Source organism: Pseudomonas eucalypticola (genome assembly GCF_013374995.1).
Classification (GTDB): Bacteria; Pseudomonadota; Gammaproteobacteria; order Pseudomonadales; family Pseudomonadaceae; genus Aquipseudomonas; species Aquipseudomonas eucalypticola.
This window is the reverse complement of the sequence record NZ_CP056030.1, coordinates 3,085,489-3,112,089: the sequence shown is the minus strand read 5'-3', so window position 1 is coordinate 3,112,089 and position 26,601 is coordinate 3,085,489. Positions and strand designations below refer to the sequence as shown.

Sequence of the window (26,601 nt, the reverse complement as noted above, 5' to 3'; positions counted from 1 at the left end):
TTCTCCAAAGCGTAAGATCTTTGCCGCAAAAGCAAAGGTGGCTGGAGAAGTCACTGTAGCCCTATCAGACAGGGTCCATCGCGCCGGGCGCCGAGTGGCCATGGCGCGGTGCGGTCACCGCGTGACGGGCAGTCCCTGTAGCCGGCGCAAGCGCCTTGGAGTTGACCGATGTTCAATGACCCCTTCCTCCCCTTCCAGAGCCTGGCGTCGGACCTGCTAGCCTGCCAGGCCGACAGTAGCGATGGCTCCCACGATCTTTCTCACATTCACCGCGTGTGGGTCAACGTGCGCCGGCTGCAGGAAAAAGAAGGTGGGGACCTGGAGATCTTGCTCGCCGCCACGCTTCTGCATGACTGCGTGGCGGTCGAAAAGAACTCGCCATTGCGGGCACAGGCCTCGACCCTCTCGGCCGAACACGCGGCTTCCATTCTGCACGGTATCGGCTGGGCCGCCTCGCGTATTGAGCGGGTGGCACACGCGGTGAAAGCTCACAGTTTTTCCGCCGGCATCGAACCGCTTACCATAGAAGCGAAGATCCTTCAGGACAGCGACCGGCTGGACGCCATCGGCATGGTCGGCGTGGCGCGCTGCTTCTATGTCGCAGGCCGTATGGGCTCGGCGCTGTATGACTTCACGAACCCGGGCGCCACCGGCAGGGACTATCAGGACAACCGTTTCGCCCTCGAACATTTCCATACGAAGTTGCTGACCCTGGCCTCGGGTTTTCAGACGACCGAGGGGGCTCGCCTGGCAAGCGTCAGGCAGGCGCGGTTGAAGGGTTTTCTGGAAGGGTTCCTGGACGAGATCGGAGCGCCTTCTGCCTAGCGAGCCGCGCTAGTGGGTGGCGACGTTTCGCCAGCGCTGCCAGGCTCAGCCCAAATCCCCACCCCCGACCGGCAACGTCACCCCGGTGATATAGGAAGCCTCGTCGGACGCCAGGAACAGAATCGCCCCGACCTGCTCGTCTACGGTGCCATAGCGGTGCATCAGGCTGCTATCGACCGTCTGGTCGATAATCTGCTGGTACCAGACTTTCTCCTGTTCACTTTGCTCGGCGCTGTTGCGCGGAATGCGTCGTGGCGGGGCTTCCGTCCCCCCTGGGGCCGTGGCGTTGACTCGCACCCCGCGCTGGGCGGTTTCGAATGCCAGGCAGGCGGTCAGTGCGTTGACGCCGCCCTTGGCCGCGCCGTAGGGCACGCGGTTGAGGCTGCGGGTGGCGATGGACGAGACGTTGACGATGGCACCGCTGCCCTGCTCCAGCATCATCGGCAGCGCGGCATGGCAGCACCACAGGGTGGGGAACAGCGAACGGCGCACTTCGGCGTCGATCTGCTGGGGCTCGTAGTGCTCGAAGGGCTTGGCCCAAATGGTGCCGCCCACATTGTTGATCAGAATGTCCAGGCGGCCGAAGTGCTTGACTGCGGCGGCGACTACGCGGGCGCATTCTTCATACTGTTCAAGATCGGCAGTGAGCACCAGCGGCTTGCCAGGCAGGTGTTCAAGCTCGTAGATCAGCTCGGAGCGGTCCACCAGCACCAGGCGCGCGCCTTCGGCGGCCAGGCGTTGAGCCACGCGCAGGCCAATGCCTTGGGCGGCGCCGGTGACCAGGGCGATTTTGTTCTCGAATCGGTTCATGGCAGTTCCTCTGGGCGCCCTGACGCAGCCTGGCGGCAGCTGCTACGCGGTCCTGTAGCAGCGGCCGCACGGCCGCGTCAGGCAGCCGCGAATTTTTCGAAGTAGAAGTTGGCGGGCACGATGGCCTTGTCCTGAAGGTACCGGCTCACGGCTTCGACCATGGGTGGCGGGCCACACAGGTACAGGTCCACATCGCCATCGTTCAGGTGGCCGGGTTCGATATGCTGGGTCACGTAGCCCTTGCGCGGATAACTGCTGTCCGGGCTGGCCACACAGGCGCTGAAGGTAAAATTGGCAATGCGCGCCGCCAGGGCTTCCAGTCGCGCGGTTTCCACCAGGTCAATGTCGTGGGTCACGCCGTAGATCAAGTGCACCGGGTACCCGCTGCCCTGCTCGGCGATACGTTCGAGCATGGCGGTGAAGGGCGCCAGGCCCGTGCCACCGGCCAGCAATAGCAGCGGCCGACGTATCTCACGCAGGTAGAAGCTGCCCAACGGGCCTGCCAGTGTCATGCTGTCCCCGGCCTTGGCCAGGCGGGTGAGGAAGCTGCTCATCAGACCGCCGGGCACGTTGCGAATCAGGAAGCTGACCTCGCCGTCACGTTGCAACGAGCTGAAGGAATAGGCACGGGTATGCTCGCTGCCCGGCACCTGCAGGTTCACGTATTGCCCCGGCAGGAAGGCCAACTGGCTCAGGGCCTCGCCCTTGATCTTCAGCGCAATGGTGCTGTCGGACAATTGCTCCACAGCGCTGATGGTGGCTTCGTACTTGGCCTGTTTGGTCTTGCATACGTCCGAGGAGGTTGGCACACGTACCACGCAATCGCCCTGCGCGCGCATCTGGCAGGTCAGCACGAAGCCTTGCGCCGCTTCTTCCTCGGTCAGGGCGTCTTCGATGTATTCCTCGCCCAAGTCGTATTTTCCCGCCTCGGCAAAGCACTTGCAGGTACCACAGGCGCCATCGCGGCAGTCCAGCGGAATGTTGATGCCTTGGCGATACGCCGCGTCGGCCACGGTTTCAGCAGCGCTGCTATCAATGAAACGGGTGACGCCATCTTCGAAATTCAGTGCGATCCTGTAGGTCATGATGGCCGCCTCAGAGGTGATAGATGTCGATCAGCTGACGGACGTAGTCGTTCTTCAGCACCACTTTCTTGGCCCTGACCAGCGGCTGCTCGCCGCGCACATCCAAGGTGTAGAAACTGGTGCCGAAGTAGCTGTCCACCGTCTTGTAGCGAAAGCTCAGGGTGTGCCAGTTGAACCGCACTTTGGCGACACCGTCAGCCTGCTCCAGTACTTCGATGTTGCTCAGGTTGTGCGAGGTGCGGGTATCGGGCACGGTGGCGCTGGACCGTTCGGTCTTGATGCGGAAAATACGGTCTTCCAACCCGTCCCGCCGGCCATACCAGATCAGCGAGATTTCACGCTGCGGGTCTTGGGTCAGTTCGTCATTGTCGTCCCAGCTGGGCATCCAGAAGCTGGCGTCGGGGGCGTACAGTTCCAGCCAGTTGTCCCAGTCCTTGTCGTCCAGGTAGCGGGCTTCGCGGAACAGAAAGTCGCGAATGGTTTCGTAGGCGATTGTCATTGCACCGCCTCCACCGCAATGCGCTCGGCCTGCAGCGCCTTGATCATGGTGTCCTGCCAGAACTTGTGTTGCATCACGAACAGTCCTTCGTCTTCGGTGCGCATGCCGCTGAGCAGCGGGTGCAGGTCAATGTCCCGGGCGGCCTGGTCGGCGCCTTCCACCCAGTGTTCGGCGCCCCGGGACATGTCGTTCCAGGCCGTGGTGCTGCCCTGGTAGCCCAGCTGGCAGGAGCGGAACTCCTCCAGGTCATCGGGGGTGGCCATGCCACTGACGTTGAAGAAGTCTTCATATTGGCGGATACGCTGGGCGCGCGCGGTGTCGCTCTCGCCCTTGGGCGCGATGCAGTAGATGGTGATTTCGGTGCGGTTGACGTCAATGGGCCGGGCGATGCGAATCTGCGAGCTGAATTGGTCCATCAGGTAGACGTTGGGGTACAGGCACAGGTTGCGCGAGTGCTGGATCATCCAGTCGGCGCGGGCGCTCCCAAACTCCTGCGCCAGTTGGTCACGCCGTTCGTATAGCGGACGATCCTCGGGATTAGACCAACGGGTCCATAGCAGCATGTGGCCCCTGTCGAACGAATAGAACCCGCCGCCCTGCTTGGCCCAGCCGCCAGCGCTCATGGTCTTGGCCGTCGCCTCGGCTTCGCGCTGCTGACGTTGCTGCTGGGTGGCGGCATAGTTCCAGTGCACGGCACTGACGTGGTAGCCATCGGCGCCGTTTTCGGCGGTCAGCTTCCAGTTGCCCTCGTAGACGTAGCTGCTCGAACCGCGCAGCACTTCCAGCCCTTCGGGAGATTGGTCGACGATCATGTCGATGATCTTGGCTGACTCGCCCAGGTGTTCCACCAGAGGTGGCACGTCAGGGTTGAGCGAACCGAAGAGGAAGCCGCGGTAGGACTCGAACCGCGCCACCTTGGTCAGGTCGTGCGAGCCGTCGCAATTGAAGCTCGACGGGTAACCAGCCTCCTTGGGGTCCTTTACTTTCAGCAGCTTGCCGGTGTTATTGAAGGTCCAGCCGTGAAACGGACAGGTGTAGGAGGCGCGGTTGCCGGTCTTGTGCCGGCACAGCATGGCGCCGCGGTGGCTGCAGGCGTTGAGGAAAGCGTTGAGCTCACCGGCCTTGTTGCGGGCGATGAAAATGGGTTGGCGGCCCATTTGCGTGGTGTAGAAGTCGTTGACGTTGGGGATCTGGCTTTCGTGGGCCAGGTACAGCCAGTTGCCTTCGAAGATATGTTTCATCTCCAGGTCGAACAGGCGCGGGTCGGTAAACATCTCTCGCTTGCAGCGGTAGATACCCTGCTCGCGGTCTTCCTGCAGCAAGGCATTGAGGTACTCGATTCCCAGGGTCATGGCCGGGGCCTCCGTTGTTATTGTTCAGGCACCTCCAGCGTACGAATGGGGGGGTAATGTCGATAGCCGATTTCCGCAGACCGCTATCCGTTCTTCGCAACGCTCGCGCGGCGCTGGCCCAGCGTCTCGGACGGCAATTGCCCGAAGCGCTGGCGGTACTGCTCGGCGAACCGACCCAAGTGCATGAAACCGTAGTCCAGGGCCAGCTGCGACACGCTGCGCACGGTGCAGGTCGGGTCAGCGAGGCAGGCATGCACCCGCGCCAGGCGGCGTTGGCGAACATAGTCCACCGGGCTGGTGCAGGCGTGGCGTGCGAACAGGCCATAGAGCGTGCGCGGGCTGACCTGGGCCAAGCGGGCCAGGACGTTGGTATCCAGGGGCTCCTGCAAATGACGGTCGATGTACTCCAGCACCCGCTCGACATTTGCCGGCAGGGTGTGTTCGTCGTCGCGCCGCACATTGTTTTTCAGCAGGCGTAGCAGCTTGCTGGCGACGATTTGCGTGTAATGGGCTTGCACCAACGGCTGCGCCTCCGGCTCCTCGGCTTCCTGACACACCAGGCCCAACAGGTTCACCAACCCCTGCACATCGTCCAGGCGGTAGCGTTGCTGGACGAAGCGCACGCCGCTGGCGGGCACGTTCCAGCGCTGCTGGGTGCACAGGCCGGCCAGCAACCGTACGGGTACTTTGACGATGAATTTTTCGCAGTCGGCCGAGTACGTCAGGTCCACCGGGTCATCGGGGTTGATCATCAGCAGCTCGCCCGGTGCCAAGTCGTGTTCCTGGCGTCCATGGCGCCACAGGCAGTGCCCCTGCAGCAGCACCTGCACGTGAAAACACAGTTCCAGCGCAGGCGACACCACGCGTACCGGTGCCCCGTACGTGATTCGGCACAGGTCCAGTTCGGCGAAGGTGCGGTGGCGCAGTTGCGCTCGAGGATGGCTGGTGCGCGGCAGCTCGATGCAGTGGCTACCCACATGCTGGTTGACGTAAAGCGACACGGCGTGGGGATCGGCCTGGTTGAAGATCTCACTGCGCTGGCCCAGTAAAGGCGTGTGCATGGGCGTCATCACTCTGTCTGTTTTTATTGTGGCAGGCGCGCTGCATGGCTCGCCTGAGGGCTCATCTTCGCCTGCCCGGGCCCTGGGCGCCAATATTGCCAAGGTCTGGTGCCATACCCTGGCGGTATAGTGGGCGCCGCGCGCATCGCCATATGCATATTCGAATATATTATTTGTTTGGCGTTTTTTATAGCCAATATGATTGGCGCACCTTTACTGAGCCAGGTGCCCCGTCCATGCCTTCCCGTCCCTTGAAACTGCTGGCCGCTTCGTTGTTGCTGAGCACCGCCTTCGCCACCCAGGCGGCAAACCTGACCATCGGCTACCAGACGGGCACCGACCCGAGCAAAGTGCCCCAGGCCGATGGCGAGTACGAGAAAGCCATCGGCGAAAAAATCGATTGGCGCCGGTTCAACAGTGGGCCAGAGGTGGTGACCGCCATTGCCTCCGGCGACGTGCAGATCGGCAACCTGGGCTCCAGCCCCCTGGCAGCCGCCGCCTCCCGGCAGTTACCCATCGTGGCCTTCATCGTTTCGGCGCAGATCAATTCGTCCGAAGCGCTGGTGGTGCGCAATGGCAGCGGCATCGACAACCCCCAGGACCTGGTCGGCAAGACCATCGCGACCCCGTTCGTCTCTACCTCGCACTACAGCCTGCTGGGCGCCCTGAAGCACTGGGGCCTGGAAGGCAAGGTCAAGGTGGTGAACCTGCAACCTAGCGAAATCGCCGCAGCGTGGAAGCGTGGGGATATCGATGGGGCCTTCGTCTGGTCGCCTGCGCTGGGGGAAATCCGCAAGACTGGCAAAACCCTCACCGATGCCGCCCAGGTGGGACAGTGGGGTTCGCCCACCTTTGAGGTATGGGTAGCGCGCAAGGACTACGCCCAGAAGCACCCTGAGGTGATCGCGCAATTCGCCGGCGTCACCCTCAAGGCCTTCGCCGACTACGCCGCGCACAAAAGCGAATGGACTGCCGATTCGGCCCCCATCCAGAAAATCGCCCGCCTGACCGGTGCCAATGCCAGCGATGTGCCTGAACTGCTGGCCGGCTCCAGCTACCCGGACGCCAAGGCCCAATTGAGCCCTGCACTGCTGGGCGGTGGCACCGCCAAGGATATCGCCGGCACCGCAGCCTTCCTGCAAGAGCAGAAGAAGATTCCGGGCGTGCTACCCGACTACAGCCCTTTTGTCAGCGCCCAGTACATCAAACCCTGACCACTTACCTACCGAAACACGGCCCCCGTGGCCGCCCTCAACCAGGATGTTGCGCACCATGATCGTCACCAAGTACACCGCACTGGCGCTGGCCATCAGCGCCGGCGCTACCCAACTGGCCAGCGCCGCCGATTTCGTCGGCGACCAGGCGCAAGCCAAAGGCTTCGTCGAAGACGCTTCACTGAACCTGTTGCTGCGCAATTACTACTGGAACCGCAACAAACGCGCCGGCGCCGCCGACGACAAGGACTGGACCCAAGGCCTTCAAGGCGTGTTCAGTTCCGGCTTTACCCAAGGCACCGTAGGGGTTGGGATCGACGCCTTCGGCTACCTGGGCTTGAAACTGGACGGCGGTGCGGGCAGCTCGGGTTCTGGCAACCTGACCTACAGCGACACCCTGGACAACAACGGCAACCTCGTGCCCGGCAAGAACCACGACAGTTACGGCAAGGCTGGCGCTGCCATCAAGTTCCGCATCTCGCGCACCCAATTGGAAATCGGCGATCAGCAACCCTCTACCTCACCCGTGTTCGCCGTGGGCGGCACACACCTGACACCGGAGACCGTCAGCGGCGTCTCATTGATGAGCAGCGAGATCAAGGACCTGAACCTGGAGGCCGGGCATTTCTATTCCGGCACCAGCGCAGACACCACCAACCGTGATGGCGAACTGTGGGCCTCGTACGCAGGCGTCGCTACCCGGGCCGCCAATTACGCAGGGGGCAAGTACGCGTTCAACGACAACCTGACCGCCTCCCTGTACGGTGCGACACTGCAAGACATCTGGAACCAGTACTACGCCAGCGTCAACTACGTGCTGCCACTGACGAACACCCAGTCGATAACGTTCAACGCCAACGGCTACCACACCACCGACACCGGTGCGGCCAAAGCTGGCAAGATCGACAACAACGCTTACTCGTTGTCTGCCTCCTATGCGTTTCTGTCCGCCCATACCGTGACCCTGGGCTTCCAGAAAATCAACGGCAACACCCCCTTCGACTACATCGGCGTGGGCGACCGCAACAACACCGGCGATTCGGTCTTCCTGGCTGACTCGGTGCAGTACTCGGACTTCAACGGCCCCGGGGAGAGATCCTTCCAGGCACGCTACGACTTCAACCTGGCGACCCTGGGCGTTCCAGGCCTGAGCTTCATGGCCCGCTACACCCACGGGGACGGCATCGACGGCACCCACATGCCCACCGATAGCGCCTACCGCACGTACGGCTACGGTGACGGTGGCGAACACCACGAAACCGATCTGGAAGCCAAATATGTGGTGCAGGAAGGTCCCGCCAAAAACCTCTCGGTGCGTGTGCGCGAGGCGTTGCACCGCGGTAATGCGGCTCAGGCTGAAGGCAATATCGACGAACTGCGGCTGATAGTGGACTACCCGCTGTCGATTCTCTGACCGCTACAGCGCAAATAAGTATCGGTGCCACGTCGATTCACCACTAGCCACCCCGCCACCCCCCACGTATGGTTATTCCCGCGCTGCTGCCAACCCTTGAAGCGGGAGAAACCATGCCACTGCCCAACGTAATCGTATTCGGCGAAGCCCTGACCGACATTGTCCAGGGCTCGCCTGGACACTGGCGCGGGTACCCCGGGGGGGCGCCCTGGAACGTGGCCCGCGGGCTCAGCCGCCTGGGCGTGCAGGCCGCGTTCGCTGGTGCCATCAGCCAGGACTCCCTGGGTGACGAAATCGCCGACCAGTCCCGCGCAGCGGGCCTGGACATGCGCTTCATCCAGCGCGTGGACCGCGACCCGCTCGTGGCGATCGTCGCGTCCAGCCACCCGCCCCGGTATTTTTTCGCCGGTGACGCTGACCTGCAGTTCGACGCCCGTCACCTGCCCGAAGGCTGGCTGGACGCGGCGCAATGGTGCCATTTCAGTTGCATCAGCCTGGCACGCCAACCCTTGGCGGACGGCCTTTTAAGCATCGCGCAGCAGGCCAGGCAAGCGGGCAAGCGCATCAGCTTCGACCCCAACTGGCGCAACCTCATGGACCCGCACTACCTGGAGCACACCTTCCCGACCATGATCAAGCTGGCCGACCGTATCAAGTTGTCAGACGAGGACTTGCGCCAGATTTACCCCGGGCAGACGGAAGCGCAGGCACTGGACGCGCTGCGCGCCCTGAACCCTGCCGCGCAAGTACTGTTCACCCGGGGTGAAGAGGGAATGGTGTTGCAGGTGGGGAGCCAGCAATACACACAGCCGGCCATTGCGGTGGAGGTCGCCGACACGGTCGGTGCGGGCGACGCCTGCATGGCAGGCTGGTTGGCCAGCGAATGGCTGGGCATCAGCGAAGCGCAGGAACGACTGCGCTTCGCGGCGGCCTGTGCATCAGTCTCCTGCAGCCATGCCGGCGCTTACGCACCGGGGCTTGGCGAGGTGCAGCAGCTGTTGGCGGCGGGCGACTGATAACGGCCTGGCGGGATGGGTTCAGCGGCGCAGCAGACGGCTGACCAGTAGCGCCAGCCCTGCCCCAATGGCGAGCGCAGCCACGGGCTTCTCCTTGACAAAGGCCGATACCGTATCGAGCGCGTCGCCATAGGTCTTGGTGACCTGCCCTGCGGCCTGGTGCCCTGCCCCTTCAGCTTCCAGCTGCGAATCGCCCAGCAGACGCCCGACTGCGCTCTGTGCTTTGCCAGCGGCTTTTTCTGCAACACCTTCAATCTGTTCACGCTTCATGATTTCACCGACCTTCGTCTGCAAATGCATCGTTGAGAAACTGCCCTGGCATCTGGCCAGGGCGGGGTGCACAGCATTAGTCAAACCGCTGTCAGCAATAGTTCAAAGAACATCTGGCGGCTGCGGTGGGGTTTGATCGAGCCGATTTTTCTGACCGGCCAGAAGGACCCAACGGTCGCCGTTGCGGTCTGAAGCAGACACCTTGCGGAGGACGACGCTGTGAAAGAAATCCACGCCGGCGTACTGAATGTCTCATACCGGGAAGCGGGCCCGGCCGACGGCCCCGTGGCGTTGCTGTTGCACGGCTTCCCCTACGGCGCCCACGCCTACGACGATGTCGTCGAGCGCCTCGCCGCGGCCGGTTGCCGCTGCATCGTCCCGTCACTGCGCGGCTATGCCGACACGCGTTTTGTCTCACCTGATACGCCGCGCTCCGGAGAGCAAGCGGCACTGGGTGCCGACCTGCTGGCCCTGCTGGACGCCCTCAACATCCCGCGCGCGGTGCTGGCTGGCTACGACTGGGGCGGGAGGGCCGCCTGCGTCGTCGCAGCGCTCTGGCCGCAACGGGTCGTCGGCCTGGTCAGTTGCGAGCCCGGCTACAACATCCAGGACATCGCAACGGCCAGCCAGCCTATTGCGCCTGAGGCCGAGCATCGGCTGTGGTATCAGTACTACCTGCACAGTGACCGGGGCTACGCCGGGCTGGAAACGAACCGGGATGCCTTCTGCCGCCTGTTGTGGCAGCAATGGTCGCCGTTGTGGACGTTCACCGACCAGCAGTTCCAGGCCACGGCCCGGTCGTTCCACAATCCCGATTTCGTCGAGGTCGTCACCCATTCCTATCGACACCGCTTCGGCCTGGTCGAAGGCGATCCGCAGTACGCGGCTATACAACAGCAGCTAGCGCGGCAACCGCTGATTTCGGTACCCACGGTCATACTGGCGGGCACTGACGACGGTGTGAGACCGATCGAAGATGAACGAACGGCACTGAGCAGGTTTACCGGGCCCGTTCGCCGGGTGATTCTCGATGGCGTGGGGCATAACGTGCCGCAGGAAGCGCCTGCCGATTTTGCCGACGCGGTGCTGAGCCTGGTTTCGAGCCGCCTATAGAGCCCTCGCCCCGCCCTTCTCGCCAAACGTTTTCAACACCAGCGACCGGGCTATCTGGAAGCCCGCGCGGGCAAACCGCAACACCTTAGAACCCTGCCGGTCGTCCATACCGTCAATCCTGGCGATCATTCGCCCAATGTTTTCCCGGGCTCGCTTGCGGCGTCCGTTGCGTTTCATTCATGGCTCCATGGGTTGATCAGGTGGAAGCTGAAAGCATCAAAGTCCAGACCGTATCATTGCCATGCGTGCCGTGGCTAGCCATAGCGTATGCAAATGGCGCTCATGTGGGTCATGGGCCTGAGCTTGGCCAGGCGCCGCGACCCATGAAGTACAGAGTAAGGGCACATAAGCAGCCTTCCATCCCGGGCATTGAACCAACCCCTCGGCCCACGCTTCGTAATAGCACGAAGCTCGCCGAGGATGCCGCCATGCAGTTGTTTCACCCCAAGCCCCGCTACAAGCCCTACACCCATGCCGCCGGCGGTTGGGGCTCCGCGCAGTCGGTCATGGCCATCCTGTGGCGCGAGCAGGCCTTGCAGCGGGCGCCGTTGGCACTGATGCGGCAGAACAAGCCCAAGGGGTTTGCGTGCGTAGGTTGTGCCTGGGCGAAGCCCGGCGACCCCCATGCGCTTGAGTTCTGCGAGAATGGCGCCAAGGCCACGGCCTGGGAGTTGACCGCTTTGCGGACGGGCCCCGACTTCTTCGCCCAGCATACCCTGACCGAACTGCGAACCTGGACCGACTACGCATTGGAGCAGCACGGCCGCCTCACCCACCCGCTGCGCTACGACGCCAGCACCGACCGTTATGTCGAAACGAGCTGGCAGCAGGCCTATCAGGCAATCGGTAGCCACTTGCGCCAGCGCATACCCGATGAGGTAGTGTTCTACGCCTCCGGCCGCGCGTCGCTCGAAGCGTCGTTCATGTACCAGTTGCTGGCGCGGGCGTATGGCACCAACAACCTGCCGGACAGTTCGAACATGTGCCACGAGAGCACCTCGGTAGGCTTGCAGGAAAGCATTGGCGTGCCGGTGGGCACCGTCACCCTGGCGGACTTCGAGCATACCGACTGCGTGTTTTTCTTTGGTCAGAACGTAGGCAGCAACAGTCCCAGGATGCTTCACCCGCTGCAGGAGGTGCGCAAGCGCAAGGTGCCGATCATCACTTTCAACCCGCTTCGTGAGCGGGGGCTAGAGCGCTTCGTCAACCCCCAGTCACCCCGCGAAATGCTCGGCCCCGAATCAACCGTCATCAGCACGCAGTATCACCAGGTGGCCATTGGCGGCGACACCGCAGCGGTCATTGGCATCACCCGCCACCTGCTGGAGATGGACCGACTGGCGACGGCACAGGGCCTGCCGGCGATACTCGACCATGCCTTCATTGGCGAACACACCCAAGGCTTCGCAGCCTTCGTGGCCGAAGTTGAACGGCACGACTGGGCGGACCTTGAGCGCAAGTCGGGCCTGAACCGCAGCGCCATGGAGGCGGCCGCCACGGTGTATGCCCGTAGCCAGCGGGTGATGGTGGTGTATGGCATGGGCATGACCCAGCATCGCCATGGGGTGGAGAACGTGCAAATGCTGGTGAACCTGCTGCTGTTGCGCGGCAACATCGGCAGACCCGGCGCTGGCATCTGCCCAGTGCGCGGCCACTCCAACGTGCAGGGCCAGCGCACGGTAGGTATTACCGAAGACCCGGCCAAGGTGCCCGTCGACAAGATCGAGCAACTGTTCGGTTTCACGGTGCCGCCGCGCAAAGGCACCAGCACCGTCGATGCGTGTGCCGGGGTGCTCGATGGCAGCATCAAGGCGTTCATCGGCCTGGGCGGCAATTTCTTGCGCGCGGTGCCCGATACGCCGCGCATGGAAGCGGCGTGGACACAACTCGACCTGCACGTCCAGGTAGCGACCAAGCTCAACCGCACGCACCTGGTACCCGGCAAACACACCTGGCTGTTGCCATGCCTGGGGCGCATCGAACTCGATAGCCAGGACGGCGTGGTGCAGACCTACAGCACCGAAGACAGCACCGGCTGCGTGCATGGTTGGAAAGGCACCAGCGCACCGGCCGGTGAGCACCTGCGCTCCGAGGTCGCGATCATTGCCGGGCTCGCCGAGGCCACGCTGGGCGGCCGTACCCGCATCCCGTGGGACGCCTGGCGGCGCGATTACGCACGGGTACGCCAGGCGATCAGCGAGGTGTACCCGGAGATATTCCATGACATGGAAACCCGCATGTGGGCCCCCGGCGGGTTCCATCGCCCACTGCCGGCCGCCCAGCGGCAATGGAAAACCGAGTCGGGTAAGGCGCAGTTCATCCGCCCGCGCAGCCTTGAAGAAGACAGCGATGTGGCCGTCGGCGCACAGCGGCGCGATGTACTGCAGTTGATGACGATCCGCAGCAACGACCAGTTCAACACCACCGTGTACGGCTACGATGACCGCTTTCGGGGTGTCAAGGGCACCCGCAGCGTGGTTTTCCTCAACCCCAACGACGTCACGCGCCTCGGGCTCGTGGCCGGGGACTGGGTGAGGCTGCGCACCGCCGTGGAGCCCGAGGTGCGCCGGGAGGTCGGGCCGTTCCAGATCATCGCCTACGACATCCCCTCGGGGTGCGCGGCGGCTTACTACCCGGAATGCAACGCCTTGGTCCCACTATGGCACCACGCCGAACGCAGCAAGGTGCCGGCGGCCAAGTCGGTGCCGATCACCCTGCACCGCTAGGCTCTGGACCGAGCGCATGCATGGCGCCTGTCGCTGTGCGGCGCCCGGGGCGCGGTTGTGCGCCTGCTGGAGGGAACCGATGGCAGATGGAACACCATCAATCGCCTATCCGGCGACTGTGTTGAACTTCGCGCCTGCGCTCCTCCTCTGCACTTAAGGCTCCCCACCAAAAGGCAGACGCACCATGAGAGCATTGACGTACCACGGCGCACACGACGTGAAAGTCGACACCGTTCCGGACCCGGTCATCGAGGCGGCGGACGACATCATCCTGCGGGTCACGGCAACCGCCATCTGCGGCTCCGACCTGCACCTTTACCGCGGCAAGATCCCCACTGTGGAGCACGGGGACATTTTCGGGCATGAGTTCATGGGCATCGTCGAGGACGTCGGCAGCGATGTGACTGCCGTGCAGCGCGGCGACCGGGTGGTGATTCCCTTCGTCATCGCCTGCGGCAGTTGCTTCTTCTGCCAGCACGATCTGTTCGCCGCATGTGAGACCACCAACACCGGCCGCGGCGCCATCATCAACAAGAAGGCTATTCCGCCGGGCGCCGCCCTGTTTGGCTTCAGCCACCTGTACGGCGGCATCCCTGGCGGCCAGGCCGAATACGTGCGCGTGCCCAAAGCCAACACCGGGCCGTTCAAGGTGCCGGGCACGCTGGCGGACGAAAAAGTGCTGTTTCTTTCCGACATCCTGCCCACCGCGTACCAGGCCGTAACCAATACCCAGATCGGTGCCGGTTCCAGCATCGCCATCTACGGCGCCGGGCCCGTGGGCCTGTTGTGCGCGGCCGTGGCCCGCATGCTGGGAGCCGACCGAATCTTCATGGTCGACCATCATGACTACCGCCTGGCCTACGCCCAGCAAGCCTATGGCGTCATCCCGATCAACTTCGATGACGATGACGACCCGGCCGACACCATCATTCGCCAGACCCCAGGTTCGCGCGGGGTCGACGGCGTGGTGGACGCGGTCGGGTTCGAAGCCAAGGGCAGCACCACCGAAACCGTGCTGGCTACCCTGAAACTCGAAGGTAGCAGCGGTAAGGCCCTGCGTCAGTGCATTGCCGCGGTACGGCGCGGCGGCGTGGTCAGCGTGCCCGGGGTGTACTCCGGCTTTATCCACGGTTTCCTGTTCGGCGATGCGTTCGACAAAGGCCTGACCTTCCGCATGGGGCAAACCCATGTGCAACGCTACTTGCCGGAACTGCTGGAGATCATCGAGGCGGGTAAATTGCGGCCCGAAACCATCATTACCCACCGCATGTCCCTGGAGCAGGCGGCGGACGGCTACAAGATCTTCGACAAGAAGGAAGAGGACTGCCGCAAAGTCATCCTCACGCCGGGCAAGGCTGGCATCGAGGTGCCCGTCTCGGAAGACGTCATCGGCCTGCCGGTGTCCTGATCCCGGTGCTGATGCGGGCGCTGGAATGCCAGCGCCCGCCTATCTCAAGGTGGAACCGAACAATAACAGGAGACGTGAACCATGATCGACTCAGCCACAGGCATGCGCGCAGGCGAACGCTATACCGTCGAAACCCGGGACGATGGTCATCAGTTCCCGGGTTTTTTCCTGGACGGAAAATACTACCTGAGCCCCGAATTGCTGACCGCGGTCGGCTGGGTGGAGGGCCAGCAGTTCATTTATGACCAACTGGACCCCAACGGCGCGCCCGTCTTCGCCGACCGCATCGCCGGCATCATCGAGGATTTGACGTTGACCCTGGTCGAAGGCGCGTCGTTGAAGCTGCAAGCGCAGCGCTTCATTTCCCAGGAGCATCCTTCCGACCCTCAAGGGGTCGATGAGGAAGACACGTCCACCGGCCCCACGTTGCCAATAAAGCGCCCCTCCCCCGCGGTCATCTGGGCGGCGGTCGGCGCCGCGTTCGTGGTCGGCACCGCCCTGGGCCGCCTGCTGGCGGGCCATCAACGGCGCTAGGGGCTGTATGACATGTATTCCAGCGAAGGCCAGGCACGGCTTTGCCCGGGACCATCACGGCTCCCGGGCTGGGGCAACAGCCCGCCGATCAATAGCGCTGGTACTGCGAGCCGAACTCCTTGCGCACTTCAGCGACATAGATAACGCTCGCACGCTCCATGTGCTGGCGTGGTTGCACCGCTTCGCTGCCAGCTTGGGCCGTGCGCAGGTTGTGGTTGCGCGCATGCTCGGCGCCGTCCTGGGCAACGGTGACCCGCTCGTGGCTGGTCACCGTCTGTGGGGTGGCGAACGCGCTGCCGGTGGCGAGCAAGGACATGGCAAGGGTGAAGGTCAATACAGGTTTCATGGTGGGGCTCCTGAGCGGGTGGAAGAACATGGAGCCCACTGTACGACTGGCCGGCCGGATCGAAAAAACACCTGGCGGCATAGTGAATATCGACGTCGGTGATTGCCGCCGGTAAAGGCTCAATCACCGACAGGACATCACGCCTCTGGCACCAGCGCCAGGGCATCAGGCTCAGGGCCGGCAGGCCAGCGGGCCTGTACCGTCCAGGTGGCGGTATCGATGACCGCCACCTCATCGCCTCCACTGATGGCCACATAGGCATGCTTGCCGTCAGCCGACACCACGGCGCCAATGGGCAGGGCCGCTGCGCCCAGCAGGGTCTTGCGGTACTGCGCGCCTTCGAACGCCAGGTTGACCCGCCGGACCTCGCGTTTTTGCGCCACGTCGATCACAGCCAGCTCCGCTGACTTGGCGCAGGTCACCAGTGCGTATTGGCCATCAGGGGTCATCACGATGCGAATCGGGAATTGGCCGGTCTTGATTCGGTCAGTGACTTTCAGCGTTCGGGTATCGACAATCGCCACGTCGTTGTCTTCGCGATTACTCACCCATACCTCGGTACCCGCCTGGTTGATGGCGATGCCCTCGGTGCTGTGGCCGGTGGGCACGGTGGCGATCTTGCGCTGCTGGGCAAGGTCGACCACCGACAGGCTGCCGTCCTTGACGTGGGTGACATAGGCCCGGTCGGCGGTGGGCGACAGCACGACCATGTGCGGCTGACCGCCGCCAATGGCGATACGCTGCAGCACCTTGCCTTGCGCCAGGTCGACCACCAGGAGGCGTTCGCTGTCCTCGGTGGTGACCACCACGCGGTGGTTGTCGGGCAGGAAGCGGATGCCGTGGGGGCGGGAGTCCTGGCCCAGGTCGATGGTGCGCACGACCTTGCGCGAAAGCCAGTCGATCACGCTCAGGCGGTTGTTGGCGACGCCTTGGGCGCCATAATTGCCGACCACCGCCAGGCGACCATCGGCGGCGACGATGACTTCATGGGGGCCCGTGCTCACCGGCAGGCGAAGCACCTGTTTGCCGTCCTTCAGGCTCAATGCCGACACACTGGCGCCATCCTTGTTGCCGACCAGCAGCAGGTCATCGGCGTGGGCCAGTGAGGCGCCGGCCAGCAGCAACGCCGCCAGGCAAGTGCGGGTAAACAGCGTGTGAGGTGCGTGGGGCATGTTCATCTCCTTGGGGGTCGAGGTCCTTGCAACGTGCATCGGTTGTGACCCCCAGGATTGGCGCAGAGTTCGGAAATAGACACCTCGCGCGCCTATAGCCTTACGCCATCAAGGCAACGCCAGCTCTGCGCGCTCGTGCCCCAGCAGGTCGCACAGTGCCTCCACCACGATCTGGTGGTCTTGGCGGTCCGGCAGGCCAGATACCGTGACACTGCCAATCACCCCGGTGCCGCGCACGCGGATCGGGAAGCTGCCGCCCACGTAGGCGTAGTCCGCTGGCGAAAGATGGTAGCGCTGGGTGATGTCGAGCCCTTCGAGCGCCAGTTCCCGCGCGATGCGGTAAGAGCTTTTGAGGAACCGCTGCACGGTATTGGCCTTGCGCCGCACCCATTCGTGGTTATCGAACGAGGCGCCGGGCCGGGCGGCGAAAAACAGTGGCCGGTCAAACCGCCGCACATCGATCACCACCCCCAGCCCTTCGTGCACCGCACGGGCGTATAGCAGGCTGCCCAGTTGCCAGGCGGCGTCTTCATCGAAGCGCTCCCATTGCAACGCGTGTTCTTGCCGGCTCAGTATTGCCAGGTCTTGCTCCAGTGTCATGTCAGCCTCCAGGCCGATGAGGGTACGTAGTGCCTCGGCATCCGGGCCGGGGTGCCCCACACGATAGAACAGTTGCCCTGAGTGCGCAGCTGTTGTTGTCCCCGCCAATGGTCTGGCTGGACCACGGCGTGCGTCCACGGCATGCTGGCGGCCCTTCTTTGTGCTGACCAAGGATATCGCGTGAACACCGCTACCCTGCCCCCACGCCCGGGCCCCGCCAGGATCGCCCTGCTGGGGGTGCTGCAAATCCTCTCATGGGGAGGCTCGTTCTACCTGCTGGGGGTGCTGGCCGACCCCATTGCCCACGATACCGGCTGGTCCCACCAGTGGGTGCTGGGCGGCGCGTCCATCGGCCTGCTGGTGGCCAGCCTGCTGTCACCGCGGGTGGGGCGCCTGATCGCCCGGGTCGGCGGGCGCAAGGTCATCGCTGCCCATGGACTGATCATGGCGGTGGGGCTTGCCATGATGGCCCTGGCGCCGAACCTGGCGGTGTACCTGCTGGCGTGGGTGGTGCTGGGCGCGGCCATGGCAACGGGGCTTTATGACGCCCTGTTCACGTCACTGGGCGCCACCTACGGCATGCAGGCGCGCCCTATCATTGTCGGCGTGACCTTGATTTCCGGTTTCTGCACCACCGTGATCTGGCCCCTGCTGGCCTTGATGGTGCATCTGCTGGGCTGGCGCGGTACCTGCGGGGCCTTCGCGGTGCTGGTGCTGGTGGCGCTGTTTCCGTTGTACCGCCTGGCGCTGCCTGAGCATGTCAACGCCCCCGCGCATCAACGGGCTGAACAGGGAGCGGGCGAGCCGCTGGCACCGTCGATCTACTGGGTGATGACGGCGCTGTTCGCCATCGCTGCCGCCTTGATGACCTGCATTTCCATCGTTCTGCTGACGGTACTGCAAGCGCGGGGGCACAGCCTGGCCTCGGCCATTGCCCTGGCGGCGCTGGTGGGGCCGGCCCAGGTGCTGTGCCGGGTGATTGACCTGGCGCTCAAGCGCCAGGCACCGTTGTTCACCGCGCTGCTGTCCAGTGGGATGACGGCCATCGGCCTGCTGGTGGTGGAGTTCGTCCCCAGCCTGGTCGCCTGGGGGCTCGTGTGCTACGGCGCCGGCAATGGCCTGCGTGCCATCGTCAAGAGCACCTTGCCCCTGGTGGTCGTGCGCCCGGCCGACTACGCGGTGGTGTCCGGGCGCATGGCGCGGCCAGCGTTGCTGGCGCAGGCGGTGGCTCCCATTGCCTGCGGTTACCTGATCTCGACGTTGGGCAGCGAAGCGATGATCCACATGCTGGCGGCCATGGCGCTGTTGGCTTTCGGCCTGTGCCTGTGGTTGGCACGGTTGATAGCCCAACGCCAGGCCCTGCACGGGCAGGCGGCGGTATAGACGGTGGCCGGGCCCTACCCGGCCGTCTTGTGCAGCGCGACGCCGGGTTGCACCAGGCCTGCGATAGCCGTCACCAGGCCATCGAGTGACCATGGTTTAAGCAGATAGACAACGTTGGGGGGCAGTGTCGAGGGTTCCAGCAGGTAACCTGAGGTGAGGATCACCCCCACGTCCGGCCATTTCTGCTGGACCATGGCCGACAGCTCCGTGCCCTGGATCGTACCGGGTACGCCATGATCGGCGATCAGCAAGGCGAACGCACGGTCGGCCTGCAGCATATAGATCAGGGCGTCGTCAGCCGTGTCGAAGGCCACGCAATGCGCATTGAGCTGCTCGACAATGTCGACCATCAGCGCCCGTAGCGTGGGGTCATCTTCAATGACGATGACGTCGCCCTGAATCGTTTGCAGCTCCTGCCATTGGATATCCACGACACCCCCGCTTGCGTTAGAGGCGTCGAGTGTTTCACCAATGGCCGCGGCGGTCGATGCTAGCTATCTGCCACCTTTGCCGCGCATGTGCGCCTCAAGGCTGCCCGGCACCGCCGGAAGCCCCGAACACCTGGCCCGTGACGTAGGTGGACTTCGCGGACGCCAGCTGCACATACAGCCCGGCGATCTCCGCCGGTTGCCCTGGACGTTTCAGTGGCGTGTCGCTGCCGAACGACTTGAGCTTCTCCATCGTCTGCCCGCCGCTGACTTGCAAGGGCGTCCAGAACGGCCCCGGCGCCACGGCGTTGACACGGATGCCACGGTCCGCCAGCTGCTTGGCCAGGCCCTTGCTGAAATTGGCGATACCGGCCTTGGTCATGGCGTAGTCCAACAGGTTTTTCGACGGGTCGTAGGCATTCACCGAGGCGGTGTAGACAATCGCCGAGCCTTCGGGCATCAGCGCCACCGCCGCCTTGGTGACCCAGAACATGGCGTAGAGGTTGGTTTTCACTGTCCAGTCGAATTGTTCGTCGGGGATGTCCAGGATCGAGTCGTAGCTGTGCTGGCGCCCGGCGTTGCTGACCAGAATGTCGAGGCCACCGAGCGCGGTATGCGCCTGTTGCACCAGGTTGCGACAGAAGTCCGGATCCCGCAAGTCGCCGGGAATGGCCACGGCCTTGCGCCCGGCGTCGCGGATCAGCTTCACCACCTCCTGGGCATCCGCCTCCTCGGCCGGCAGATAATTGATGGCCACGTCTGCACCCTCGCGGGCAAAGGCAATGGCCACCGCGCGGCCTATCCCCGAGTCGCCCCCCGTGATCAGGGCGCGACGCCCGCTCAACTGCCCCGAGCCCTGGTAACTGTCTTCACCGTGGTCCGGGCGCGGGTTCATCTTGCTGGCCAGGCCTGGCCAGGGTTGCGACTGCTCGGTAAAGGGCGGTTTGGGGAAACCGCCCTGGGGATTGCGCAGCGGGGTGGCCGCGGTGGCGCCGGGCGTGGTCGACTGGGCCAGCGCCGGGGCGGTGAAGCCAACGGCGGCGGTGATGGCTGCACCTTGCAGCAGGTAGCGGCGTGAAGTCTTGAATTCATCCATGGGCAGGCTCCTGGGCGCTACGGGTCACTGGTTGGCTTTGGACGGCTCACCTTGAGGGGTGGCTTCGCCGGTGGGCGCGTCCGGTTTCTGCATCTGCACTGACGCCTTGCTGCGGTCCGCGTCCTTGGCCGGGTGGTCGGTTTCGTTGAAGCAGCCATGCAGCGTCAAGACGCAGCAGGCCAGGCCCAGCAACTTCAGCGGTTTCATGGTCCAGTCTCCTTGTGGGGTGGTTAACAAGGGAGGCGGTGGGGCGGCGAAAAGTTCAGCCAGATTCAGCCAGCCGGTTTGCTACCAGGCGTGACTTCCCGGGCGGTCTCCTGGGCCGTGGAGTCGCGTGTACGCTCTTTGGGGGTATCGGCGCGGTGAGCGTCGTTGTCGCGCTCCACTTCCCCTGGGGGATGACTGCGGTCGGGGTGCTGGCCGGAACGGGTGGGCTGGGTCATGGCGGCGGCTCCTTTTCGTGGTTTGTCTATGTTCGTCCTCGGCACCCGGCGGGTTGTTCCGCCGGGGGAGCACCGCGCCGGACCGGTGGCTGGGCACCGCGAGCCCTCCCGGCTTTCGTGCAACGGCGTGGAACTATCCCGCAAACAGCTGTTCTAGACGCCTTCGCCGCCATTTCGCTATCATCGGCGGTTTGCCTTTCAGCACTGACTTGAGAACGGAAAGACGCATGTCCATCCAGCAAACACCCGGGCATGTACTGCCCGCTCGCGACGCCGCCAAAATGGAAGCGGCCATGGCCGTGGGGAGCTTCGCCATCGGCACCGGCGAGTTCGCCATCATGGGCCTGATGCCCGACATTGCCAGCAACCTGCACCTGAGCGAGCCCCAGGTCGGCCATGCCATCAGTGCTTACGCGCTGGGGGTAATGGTGGGTGCGCCGCTGCTGGCGATCCTGGGCGCCAAACTGCTGCGCAAGCACATGCTGCTGTTGTTGATGGCCCTGTACGCACTGGGCAACGCCGCCACGGCCTTCACCCCCAGCTTTGGCGCGCTGGTGGTGTTCCGCTTCATCAGCGGCCTGCCCCATGGCGCCTTCTTCGGCATTGCCGCGGTGGTGGCCTCCAGCATGGTGCCGGCCAACAAGCGCGCCGGCGCCGTTGCACGGGTGATGATGGGCCTGACCCTGGCAATGCTGCTGGGCAACCCGATCGCCACGTTCCTGGGGCAGTTCTTCGGCTGGCGCTCGGCATTTGCGCTGGTGGCCGCCATTGCGCTGTGCACCATCGCCCTGGTCTGGCGTTATGTGCCGGACCGTCGCGACGAACCGCGCAGCGACCCACGGCGCGAATTGCTCGCCTTCACCCAACCCCAGGTATGGATGGCCCTGGCCATTGGCGCGATCGGGTTCGCCGGGATGTTCTGCGTGTTCAGTTACCTGGCCCCCACCATGCTCGACGTCACCCAGGTGGCCCCTGAGTGGATTCCGTTCGGCCTGGCGGCATTCGGCGTGGGCGGCATCATCGGCAACATCGCCGGTGGCAAACTGTTCGACCGTCTGGGGTTCCGCGCGGTCGGCCTGCTGCTGGTCTGGTCCATGGCCGTGCTGCTGTTCTTCCCGTTCGCCGCGGGTTCGCTATGGGGCGTGATGCTGGGCATCGGCCTGGTGGGCACCATGGTGGCCCTGGCGTCACCGCTGCAGATCCGCCTGATGGACATCGCCCACCAGGCGCCCAGCCTGGCGGCGGCCTCCAATCATGCCGCGTTCAACCTGGCAAACGCCTTGGGGCCATGGTTTGGCGGCATGGCGATCACCGCAGGCCTGGGCTGGACCAGCACCGGCTACATCGGCGCGGCGACCGCGGTGGTGGGGTTGGGGCTCTACGCAGTGGCGCGCCGGATGAAAGGCGGCGAGTGAGGAGCAACCCCGGGGGCATCAACGCTGGGCCAGGATGCTGGCCAGCAACCCCGGAAACCGCCCGTTCAGCGCCTCGGTTCGCAACGAGTTCATGTGGCTGGTGCCCACGCTTCGCGTATACACCAGCCCTGCGTCACGCAGCACACGGAAATGGTGGGACATGCTCGATTTCGGCCGCCCGCCATCCAGTTCACCACAGCTGGCCTCCTCGACGTTGGCCAGGCAGCGCACGATGCCCATGCGCACGGGGTCGCTCAGTGCATAGAGCAAACGTTCCAGGGTGAAGTCTTCAGGATTGGGGTGGGTATAGGCTCGCATGGCGCACATGATATCGAGGCTTCCATAAAATGCCATTGTTCGATTATGATCGAACAACCGAATCTAGTCCATTTCCCTGGAGTCTGCACATGTCCGCACTGTTCGAGCCCTTTACCCTGAAGGACGTCACCCTGCGCAACCGCATCGCGATTCCGCCGATGTGCCAATACTCGGCAAAGGACGGCCTGGTGAACGACTGGCACCATGTCCACCTGGCCGGCCTGGCCCGTGGTGGTGCTGGGCTGGTGGTGGTCGAAGCCACTGCCGTGGCGCCTGAAGGGCGTATCACGCCCGGCTGCGCCGGTATCTGGAGCGACGAGCACGCCCAGGCCTTCGTACCGATCGTGCAGGCCATCAAGGCCGGCGGCGCGGTGCCGGGCATCCAGATTGCCCACGCCGGCCGCAAGGCCAGCGCCAACCGCCCGTGGGAAGGCGACGACCATATTGCCGAGGGCAACCCTGAAGGTTGGGACACCCTGGCCCCTTCCGCCATCGCGTTCGGCGCCAACCTGCCGAAAGTGCCCAAGGCCATGACCCTGGACGATATCGCCCGGGTTCGCCAGAACTTCGTCGACGCCGCCCGCCGCGCCCTTGAGGCTGGCTTTGAGTGGATCGAGCTGCACTTTGCCCACGGTTACCTGGGCCAGAGCTTCTTCAGCGAACACGCCAACCAGCGTACCGACGCCTACGGTGGCAGCTTCGACAACCGTAGCCGTTTCCTCTTGGAAACCCTGGCGGCGGTGCGTGAAGTCTGGCCCGAGCACCTGCCACTGACGGCACGTTTCGGCGTGGTGGAATATGACGGTCGCGACGAGCAGACCCTTGCAGAATCCATTGAACTGGCTCGCCGCTTCAAGGCCGGTGGCCTGGACCTGCTCAGCGTCAGCGTCGGCTTCACCATTCCTGACACCAACATTCCCTGGGGCCCGGCGTTCCTGGGGCCGATCGCTGAACGCGTGCGCCGCGAAGCCGGCTTGCCGGTCACCTCGGCCTGGGGCTTCGGCACCCCTCAACTGGCGGACGGCGCGTTGAAGGCAGGCCAACTGGACCTGGTCTCGGTGGGCCGCGCGCACCTGGCCGACCCGCACTGGGCGTACTTCGCGGCCAAGGAACTGGGCGTAGACAACGCATCCTGGACGCTGCCAGCGCCTTACGCGCATTGGCTTGAGCGTTACCGCTAAGCGAGTCGTCATTCTGTAGCACGCGGCCGTGAGGCCGCGTCTTGCTATATTTTTTTTTCGGGCGAAGCCTGATCCGCAGTAAAGAACCGGTTCGCCGGCCGCGCCAACCCCAGGTTCTCGCGTAACGTCGCGCCCTCATACTCTCGCCTGAAAATCCCCCGCCCCTGCAGTTCCGGCACCACCTTGTCGACAAAATCGTCCAGCCCGCCCGGTAGCCACGGGAACATCACGTTGAAGCCATCACTGCCTTCGCCGTCCAGCCATTCCTGCATCTCATCGGCGATCGTCTGCGCGGTGCCCACGAACGCCAATCCGGCATAACCCCCCAGGCGCTGGGCCAGCTGCCGCACGGTCAGTTGCTCGCGGTCGGCCAGGGCCAGCACCCGCTCACGGCTGCTCTGGCTATCGTTGGTCTGCGGTACTGGCGGCAGGAAGGCGTCGGGGTCGAAGCGTGATGCGTCGGTGCCCAAGGCGATGGACAGTGAGGCAATCGCGCTCTCGTAATGCACCAGGCTGTCGAGCCGCGCGCGGGTTTCGCGGGCCTGCTGCACGGTATCACCCACCACCACAAAGGCCGCGGGGAGGATTTTCAACTGGTCGCGTTCACGGCCCAACGGTGCCAAGCGGGCCTTGACGTCAGCGTAGAAGGCCCGGCCTTCTTCCAGGTTGCCGGGTGCGGCGAAAATAACATCGGCGGTCTCGGCGGCCAGTTGCCGAGCTGGCTCCGAAGCGCCAGCCTGGACGATCACCGGCCAGCCTTGCACAGGCCGGGCGATGTGCAACGGGCCGCGCACCGACAAATGCTCGCCGCGGTGGTTGAGGGTATGCAACTTGGCTGGGTCAAAGTACTCGGCAGTGGCCACGTCGCGGGTGAAAGCATCGTCGGACCAACTGTCCCACAGGCCAGTGACCACGTCATGAAACTCACGGGCACGGGCGTAGCGCTGGTCGTGGTCCAGGTGCTGTTCCAGGCCAAAATTCAGGGCTGCATCGGGGTTGGAGGTGGTCACGATGTTCCAGCCGGCCCGGCCGTTGCTCAGGTGGTCCAGAGAAGCGAAGCGCCGGGCAATATGGAAGGGTTCATCGAAGCTGGTGGAAGCGGTGGCCACCAGCCCCAGGTGTTCGGTGGCCTGGCTCAGGGCCGACAGCAGCGTGAAGGGTTCGAAGGACGTGGCCGTATGGCTGCGTTTCAGGGCATCGAGCGGCATGTTCAGGAGGGCCAGGTGGTCGGCCATGAAAAACGCGTCGAACTTGCCCCGTTCCAGGGTCTGTGCCAGGCGCTTGAGGTGCTGGAAATTGAAGTTGGCGTCTTTCCACGCGCCGGGGTAGCGCCAGGCGCCAGTATGAATGCTCACGGGACGCATGAAAGCGCCGAGTTTCAGTTGTCGGGCGGTGCTCATGGGCAGGGTTCCCTGTGCCGGTGCAAAAAGTGCCAGCTTTGCGCGTTGCGCCCGGCTGCGTCCAATAATCGAAAATGCGCGCTTATGCGCCACTGCTATAAGCACGGTGGCTCGAACGGGATGTTTGCCTTATAGTGGCTCCCCGGCGTTATCCACGCCGCCATCCGCGGAAAGGGCTGCGCCCAGGATTGTTCATGCGTTTTTCTGTCATCACGACTCCCCGACCTTGAAGCGGACCCAGGTTGCCCAAGGAGTTCGTATGCCTGCATCTTCCAACGACGGCCGTATCAACCTTGAACAGCAGCGCAAGCGTGCCAAGGACCTTCTGCGCCAACTGAAGGCCGAGACCAATCCGTCGACACCACCGACACTCGCCCACGCTCAATGGCTGACGGCTCGGGAGCTGGGCTTCAGCAGTTGGCCGAAGCTCAAGGCCCATGTCGACGCCATCGACTTCGCGGCCCGCCACCCAGGCTTCGAGGCCAGCGATGAGGCCAACACCGGCCACTGGCGCTGCGGCAACGACATTGCCCACAGCTTGCAATTGGCCGGTTTTCGCGGCGCCTTTCACATGCTCGCCGACCCCCTGTGCATGGGCCCGGTCCAGGACGTGGCGCCGCAACCGTATCGGGCCTTGCGCAGTGCGTTCATCAGCCAGACATTCGATGTTCCGCTGGCCGACGCTTTGCAGCGAACACAGGATGAATACAACGCGCTGGCGCAACTGGCAGGCCCCGGCCACAACGTGTTGTGGTGCGAGGCCGATGCCTATGACCAACTGTTTCTGATCCGGGCCCTGGCTGGGCTCCCAAAGGTGCCTGAACGCCTGGAGCTGATCGAAGTACGACAGGTGCCGGGCGTGCAACGCTTCATCGGCATCGGCCAACTGGCGCCGGACCTGCTCGCCTGGCTGTGGCCGCAGCGTCGCCCTGTGGACGCCGCCATGCTTGCCCTGGCGCGTCAGGCCTGGCAATCCTACTGTGCGCCCTCCCCGCTGGCCCTGGCGGACCTGGCACGTGAAGACCATCTGGCGTTGCCCCTGTTGGCCCCGGCGTTGCGTCGCCAACTGCAGGAACTGCCGGGTATTGCCGATGGCCTGTCACTGACCGAGCGCCTGGGGCTGCGTTACATCCACGAGGTGGGCGAAGTGACGATCGGCCAAGTGTTTGCCGAATTGATGAGCCGACGCGAACCGCTGCCGTACCTGGGCGACCTGATGTTCCATGCCCTGCTGCGGCCGTTGATCGATGCCAGGCAACCGCTGTTGGTCGAAGACTCGCCGCAATTGCCTTGGCCACACCGGCCGGTTCGGTTGACCGCCTTGGGTGAAAGGGTCCTCGCCAGCCAGGCGTACTGGCCGGACCACAGCGACCGAGAGCGCTGGGTAGGTGGCGTCGCGATCAGGCCGGGCCAGGCTCATTGGGCGATAGATGCCCAGGGCGCCCCCCTGTGGCGGCCTGCCCCACCACAGCCTTTGTAGACCGGGCGCCAA

The 26,601-nt window shown here is 64.1% G+C and carries 28 protein-coding genes; 12 read left to right on the top strand and 16 right to left on the bottom strand.

Going from position 1 to position 26,601, the window contains the following annotated elements:
• Positions 1-168 precede the first annotated feature (168 nt).
• A complete protein-coding gene (locus tag HWQ56_RS13970; protein WP_158158613.1) occupies positions 169-825 on the top strand; it encodes an HD domain-containing protein in 657 nt (218 codons plus the stop codon).
• Between the two features lie 45 nt (positions 826-870).
• Here HWQ56_RS13970 and HWQ56_RS13965 read toward each other — a convergent pair whose 3' ends face one another.
• From HWQ56_RS13965 to HWQ56_RS13945, 5 genes are all read right to left on the bottom strand, one after another.
• Positions 871-1,635 carry a 1,6-dihydroxycyclohexa-2,4-diene-1-carboxylate dehydrogenase gene (locus HWQ56_RS13965; protein ID WP_176570866.1) on the bottom strand — a complete coding sequence of 255 codons (765 nt, stop codon included), beginning with the start codon at positions 1,633-1,635 and terminating at the stop codon, positions 871-873.
• A 77-nt stretch (positions 1,636-1,712) separates the two neighbouring features.
• On the bottom strand, positions 1,713-2,720 hold the full coding sequence (benC, locus tag HWQ56_RS13960) for a benzoate 1,2-dioxygenase electron transfer component BenC (protein ID WP_176570865.1): 1,008 nt from the start codon (positions 2,718-2,720) through the stop codon (positions 1,713-1,715).
• A 10-nt stretch (positions 2,721-2,730) separates the two neighbouring features.
• On the bottom strand, positions 2,731-3,219 hold the full coding sequence (gene benB / locus HWQ56_RS13955; protein WP_176570864.1) for a benzoate 1,2-dioxygenase small subunit: 489 nt from the start codon (positions 3,217-3,219) through the stop codon (positions 2,731-2,733).
• Complete coding sequence (benA, locus tag HWQ56_RS13950) at positions 3,216-4,571, bottom strand: benzoate 1,2-dioxygenase large subunit (RefSeq protein WP_158158617.1); 1,356 nt, start codon at positions 4,569-4,571, stop codon at positions 3,216-3,218. The genes benB and benA overlap by 4 nt, the downstream gene beginning before the upstream one ends.
• A gap of 83 nt (positions 4,572-4,654) precedes the next feature.
• Complete coding sequence (locus HWQ56_RS13945; RefSeq protein WP_176570863.1) at positions 4,655-5,632, bottom strand: AraC family transcriptional regulator; 978 nt, start codon at positions 5,630-5,632, stop codon at positions 4,655-4,657.
• 236 nt (positions 5,633-5,868) lie between these two features.
• Between HWQ56_RS13945 and tauA the strand changes: the two genes are divergently transcribed.
• The 3 genes from tauA (at position 5,869) to HWQ56_RS13930 (ending at position 9,276) form a co-directional block, all read left to right on the top strand.
• A complete protein-coding gene (tauA, locus tag HWQ56_RS13940; RefSeq protein WP_158158619.1) occupies positions 5,869-6,846 on the top strand; it encodes a taurine ABC transporter substrate-binding protein in 978 nt (325 codons plus the stop codon).
• Between the two features lie 58 nt (positions 6,847-6,904).
• Positions 6,905-8,260: an OprD family porin gene (locus HWQ56_RS13935; protein ID WP_176570862.1), complete on the top strand. Its 1,356-nt coding sequence runs from the start codon at positions 6,905-6,907 to the stop codon at positions 8,258-8,260.
• A 113-nt stretch (positions 8,261-8,373) separates the two neighbouring features.
• Complete coding sequence (locus tag HWQ56_RS13930) at positions 8,374-9,276, top strand: carbohydrate kinase family protein (protein WP_158153637.1); 903 nt, start codon at positions 8,374-8,376, stop codon at positions 9,274-9,276.
• A gap of 21 nt (positions 9,277-9,297) precedes the next feature.
• Here HWQ56_RS13930 and HWQ56_RS13925 read toward each other — a convergent pair whose 3' ends face one another.
• Complete coding sequence (locus HWQ56_RS13925) at positions 9,298-9,546, bottom strand: CsbD family protein (RefSeq protein ID WP_158153638.1); 249 nt, start codon at positions 9,544-9,546, stop codon at positions 9,298-9,300.
• Positions 9,547-9,765: 219 nt separating this feature from the next.
• Between HWQ56_RS13925 and HWQ56_RS13920 the strand changes: the two genes are divergently transcribed.
• A complete protein-coding gene (locus HWQ56_RS13920; RefSeq protein ID WP_176570861.1) occupies positions 9,766-10,659 on the top strand; it encodes an alpha/beta fold hydrolase in 894 nt (297 codons plus the stop codon).
• On the opposite strand, the gene HWQ56_RS13915 is transcribed toward HWQ56_RS13920, so the two are convergent.
• Positions 10,654-10,836 (bottom strand): hypothetical protein, encoded by a 183-nt coding sequence (locus HWQ56_RS13915; RefSeq protein ID WP_158153640.1) that lies wholly within the window; start codon positions 10,834-10,836, stop codon positions 10,654-10,656. The genes HWQ56_RS13920 and HWQ56_RS13915 overlap by 6 nt on opposite strands.
• 251 nt (positions 10,837-11,087) lie before the next feature.
• Between HWQ56_RS13915 and HWQ56_RS13910 the strand changes: the two genes are divergently transcribed.
• From HWQ56_RS13910 to HWQ56_RS29430, 3 genes are all read left to right on the top strand, one after another.
• Positions 11,088-13,385, top strand: a complete 2,298-nt coding sequence (locus HWQ56_RS13910; protein WP_176570860.1) for an FdhF/YdeP family oxidoreductase — start codon at positions 11,088-11,090, stop codon at positions 13,383-13,385.
• A 184-nt stretch (positions 13,386-13,569) separates the two neighbouring features.
• Entirely contained in the window at positions 13,570-14,793 is a 1,224-nt protein-coding gene (locus HWQ56_RS13905; protein ID WP_158153642.1) for a zinc-dependent alcohol dehydrogenase, read from the top strand.
• An 81-nt stretch (positions 14,794-14,874) separates the two neighbouring features.
• The gene (locus HWQ56_RS29430) at positions 14,875-15,327 is read left to right on the top strand and encodes a short chain dehydrogenase (RefSeq protein WP_176570859.1); all 453 of its coding nucleotides are present in this window, start codon (positions 14,875-14,877) and stop codon (positions 15,325-15,327) included.
• A gap of 88 nt (positions 15,328-15,415) precedes the next feature.
• Here HWQ56_RS29430 and HWQ56_RS13895 read toward each other — a convergent pair whose 3' ends face one another.
• The 3 genes from HWQ56_RS13895 to HWQ56_RS13885 form a co-directional block, all read right to left on the bottom strand.
• Positions 15,416-15,673 (bottom strand): polysaccharide deacetylase family protein, encoded by a 258-nt coding sequence (locus HWQ56_RS13895; protein WP_158153644.1) that lies wholly within the window; start codon positions 15,671-15,673, stop codon positions 15,416-15,418.
• A 137-nt stretch (positions 15,674-15,810) separates the two neighbouring features.
• On the bottom strand, positions 15,811-16,845 hold the full coding sequence (locus HWQ56_RS13890; RefSeq protein WP_176570858.1) for a YncE family protein: 1,035 nt from the start codon (positions 16,843-16,845) through the stop codon (positions 15,811-15,813).
• Between the two features lie 108 nt (positions 16,846-16,953).
• Positions 16,954-17,445 (bottom strand): heme-degrading domain-containing protein, encoded by a 492-nt coding sequence (locus tag HWQ56_RS13885; RefSeq protein WP_158153646.1) that lies wholly within the window; start codon positions 17,443-17,445, stop codon positions 16,954-16,956.
• 180 nt (positions 17,446-17,625) lie between these two features.
• On the opposite strand from HWQ56_RS13885, the gene HWQ56_RS13880 reads away from it, so the two are divergent.
• Positions 17,626-18,828, top strand: a complete 1,203-nt coding sequence (locus tag HWQ56_RS13880; protein ID WP_245217859.1) for an MFS transporter — start codon at positions 17,626-17,628, stop codon at positions 18,826-18,828.
• Between the two features lie 14 nt (positions 18,829-18,842).
• On the opposite strand, the gene HWQ56_RS13875 is transcribed toward HWQ56_RS13880, so the two are convergent.
• From HWQ56_RS13875 to HWQ56_RS13860, 4 genes are all read right to left on the bottom strand, one after another.
• Positions 18,843-19,259: a response regulator gene (locus HWQ56_RS13875; protein ID WP_158153648.1), complete on the bottom strand. Its 417-nt coding sequence runs from the start codon at positions 19,257-19,259 to the stop codon at positions 18,843-18,845.
• A 94-nt stretch (positions 19,260-19,353) separates the two neighbouring features.
• Complete coding sequence (locus HWQ56_RS13870; RefSeq protein WP_233270824.1) at positions 19,354-20,358, bottom strand: SDR family oxidoreductase; 1,005 nt, start codon at positions 20,356-20,358, stop codon at positions 19,354-19,356.
• Positions 20,359-20,376: 18 nt separating this feature from the next.
• Positions 20,377-20,559: a hypothetical protein gene (locus tag HWQ56_RS13865; RefSeq protein WP_158153650.1), complete on the bottom strand. Its 183-nt coding sequence runs from the start codon at positions 20,557-20,559 to the stop codon at positions 20,377-20,379.
• A 65-nt stretch (positions 20,560-20,624) separates the two neighbouring features.
• Complete coding sequence (locus HWQ56_RS13860) at positions 20,625-20,795, bottom strand: hypothetical protein (RefSeq protein ID WP_176570856.1); 171 nt, start codon at positions 20,793-20,795, stop codon at positions 20,625-20,627.
• A gap of 227 nt (positions 20,796-21,022) precedes the next feature.
• On the opposite strand from HWQ56_RS13860, the gene HWQ56_RS13855 reads away from it, so the two are divergent.
• Positions 21,023-22,210: an MFS transporter gene (locus HWQ56_RS13855; protein ID WP_158153651.1), complete on the top strand. Its 1,188-nt coding sequence runs from the start codon at positions 21,023-21,025 to the stop codon at positions 22,208-22,210.
• 18 nt (positions 22,211-22,228) lie between these two features.
• Here the strand turns inward: HWQ56_RS13855 and HWQ56_RS13850 are convergent, their stop codons facing one another.
• The gene (locus HWQ56_RS13850; protein WP_176570855.1) at positions 22,229-22,564 is read right to left on the bottom strand and encodes an ArsR/SmtB family transcription factor; all 336 of its coding nucleotides are present in this window, start codon (positions 22,562-22,564) and stop codon (positions 22,229-22,231) included.
• A gap of 53 nt (positions 22,565-22,617) precedes the next feature.
• On the opposite strand from HWQ56_RS13850, the gene HWQ56_RS13845 reads away from it, so the two are divergent.
• On the top strand, positions 22,618-23,709 hold the full coding sequence (locus HWQ56_RS13845; protein WP_176570854.1) for an NADH:flavin oxidoreductase/NADH oxidase: 1,092 nt from the start codon (positions 22,618-22,620) through the stop codon (positions 23,707-23,709).
• 44 nt (positions 23,710-23,753) lie between these two features.
• Here HWQ56_RS13845 and HWQ56_RS13840 read toward each other — a convergent pair whose 3' ends face one another.
• Complete coding sequence (locus HWQ56_RS13840) at positions 23,754-25,109, bottom strand: LLM class flavin-dependent oxidoreductase (protein WP_176570853.1); 1,356 nt, start codon at positions 25,107-25,109, stop codon at positions 23,754-23,756.
• Positions 25,110-25,368: 259 nt separating this feature from the next.
• Here HWQ56_RS13840 and HWQ56_RS13835 point away from each other — a divergent pair, with 259 nt between their 5' ends.
• A complete protein-coding gene (locus HWQ56_RS13835) occupies positions 25,369-26,589 on the top strand; it encodes a DUF1835 domain-containing protein (protein WP_176570852.1) in 1,221 nt (406 codons plus the stop codon).
• The last annotated feature ends 12 nt before the right edge of the window (positions 26,590-26,601 follow it).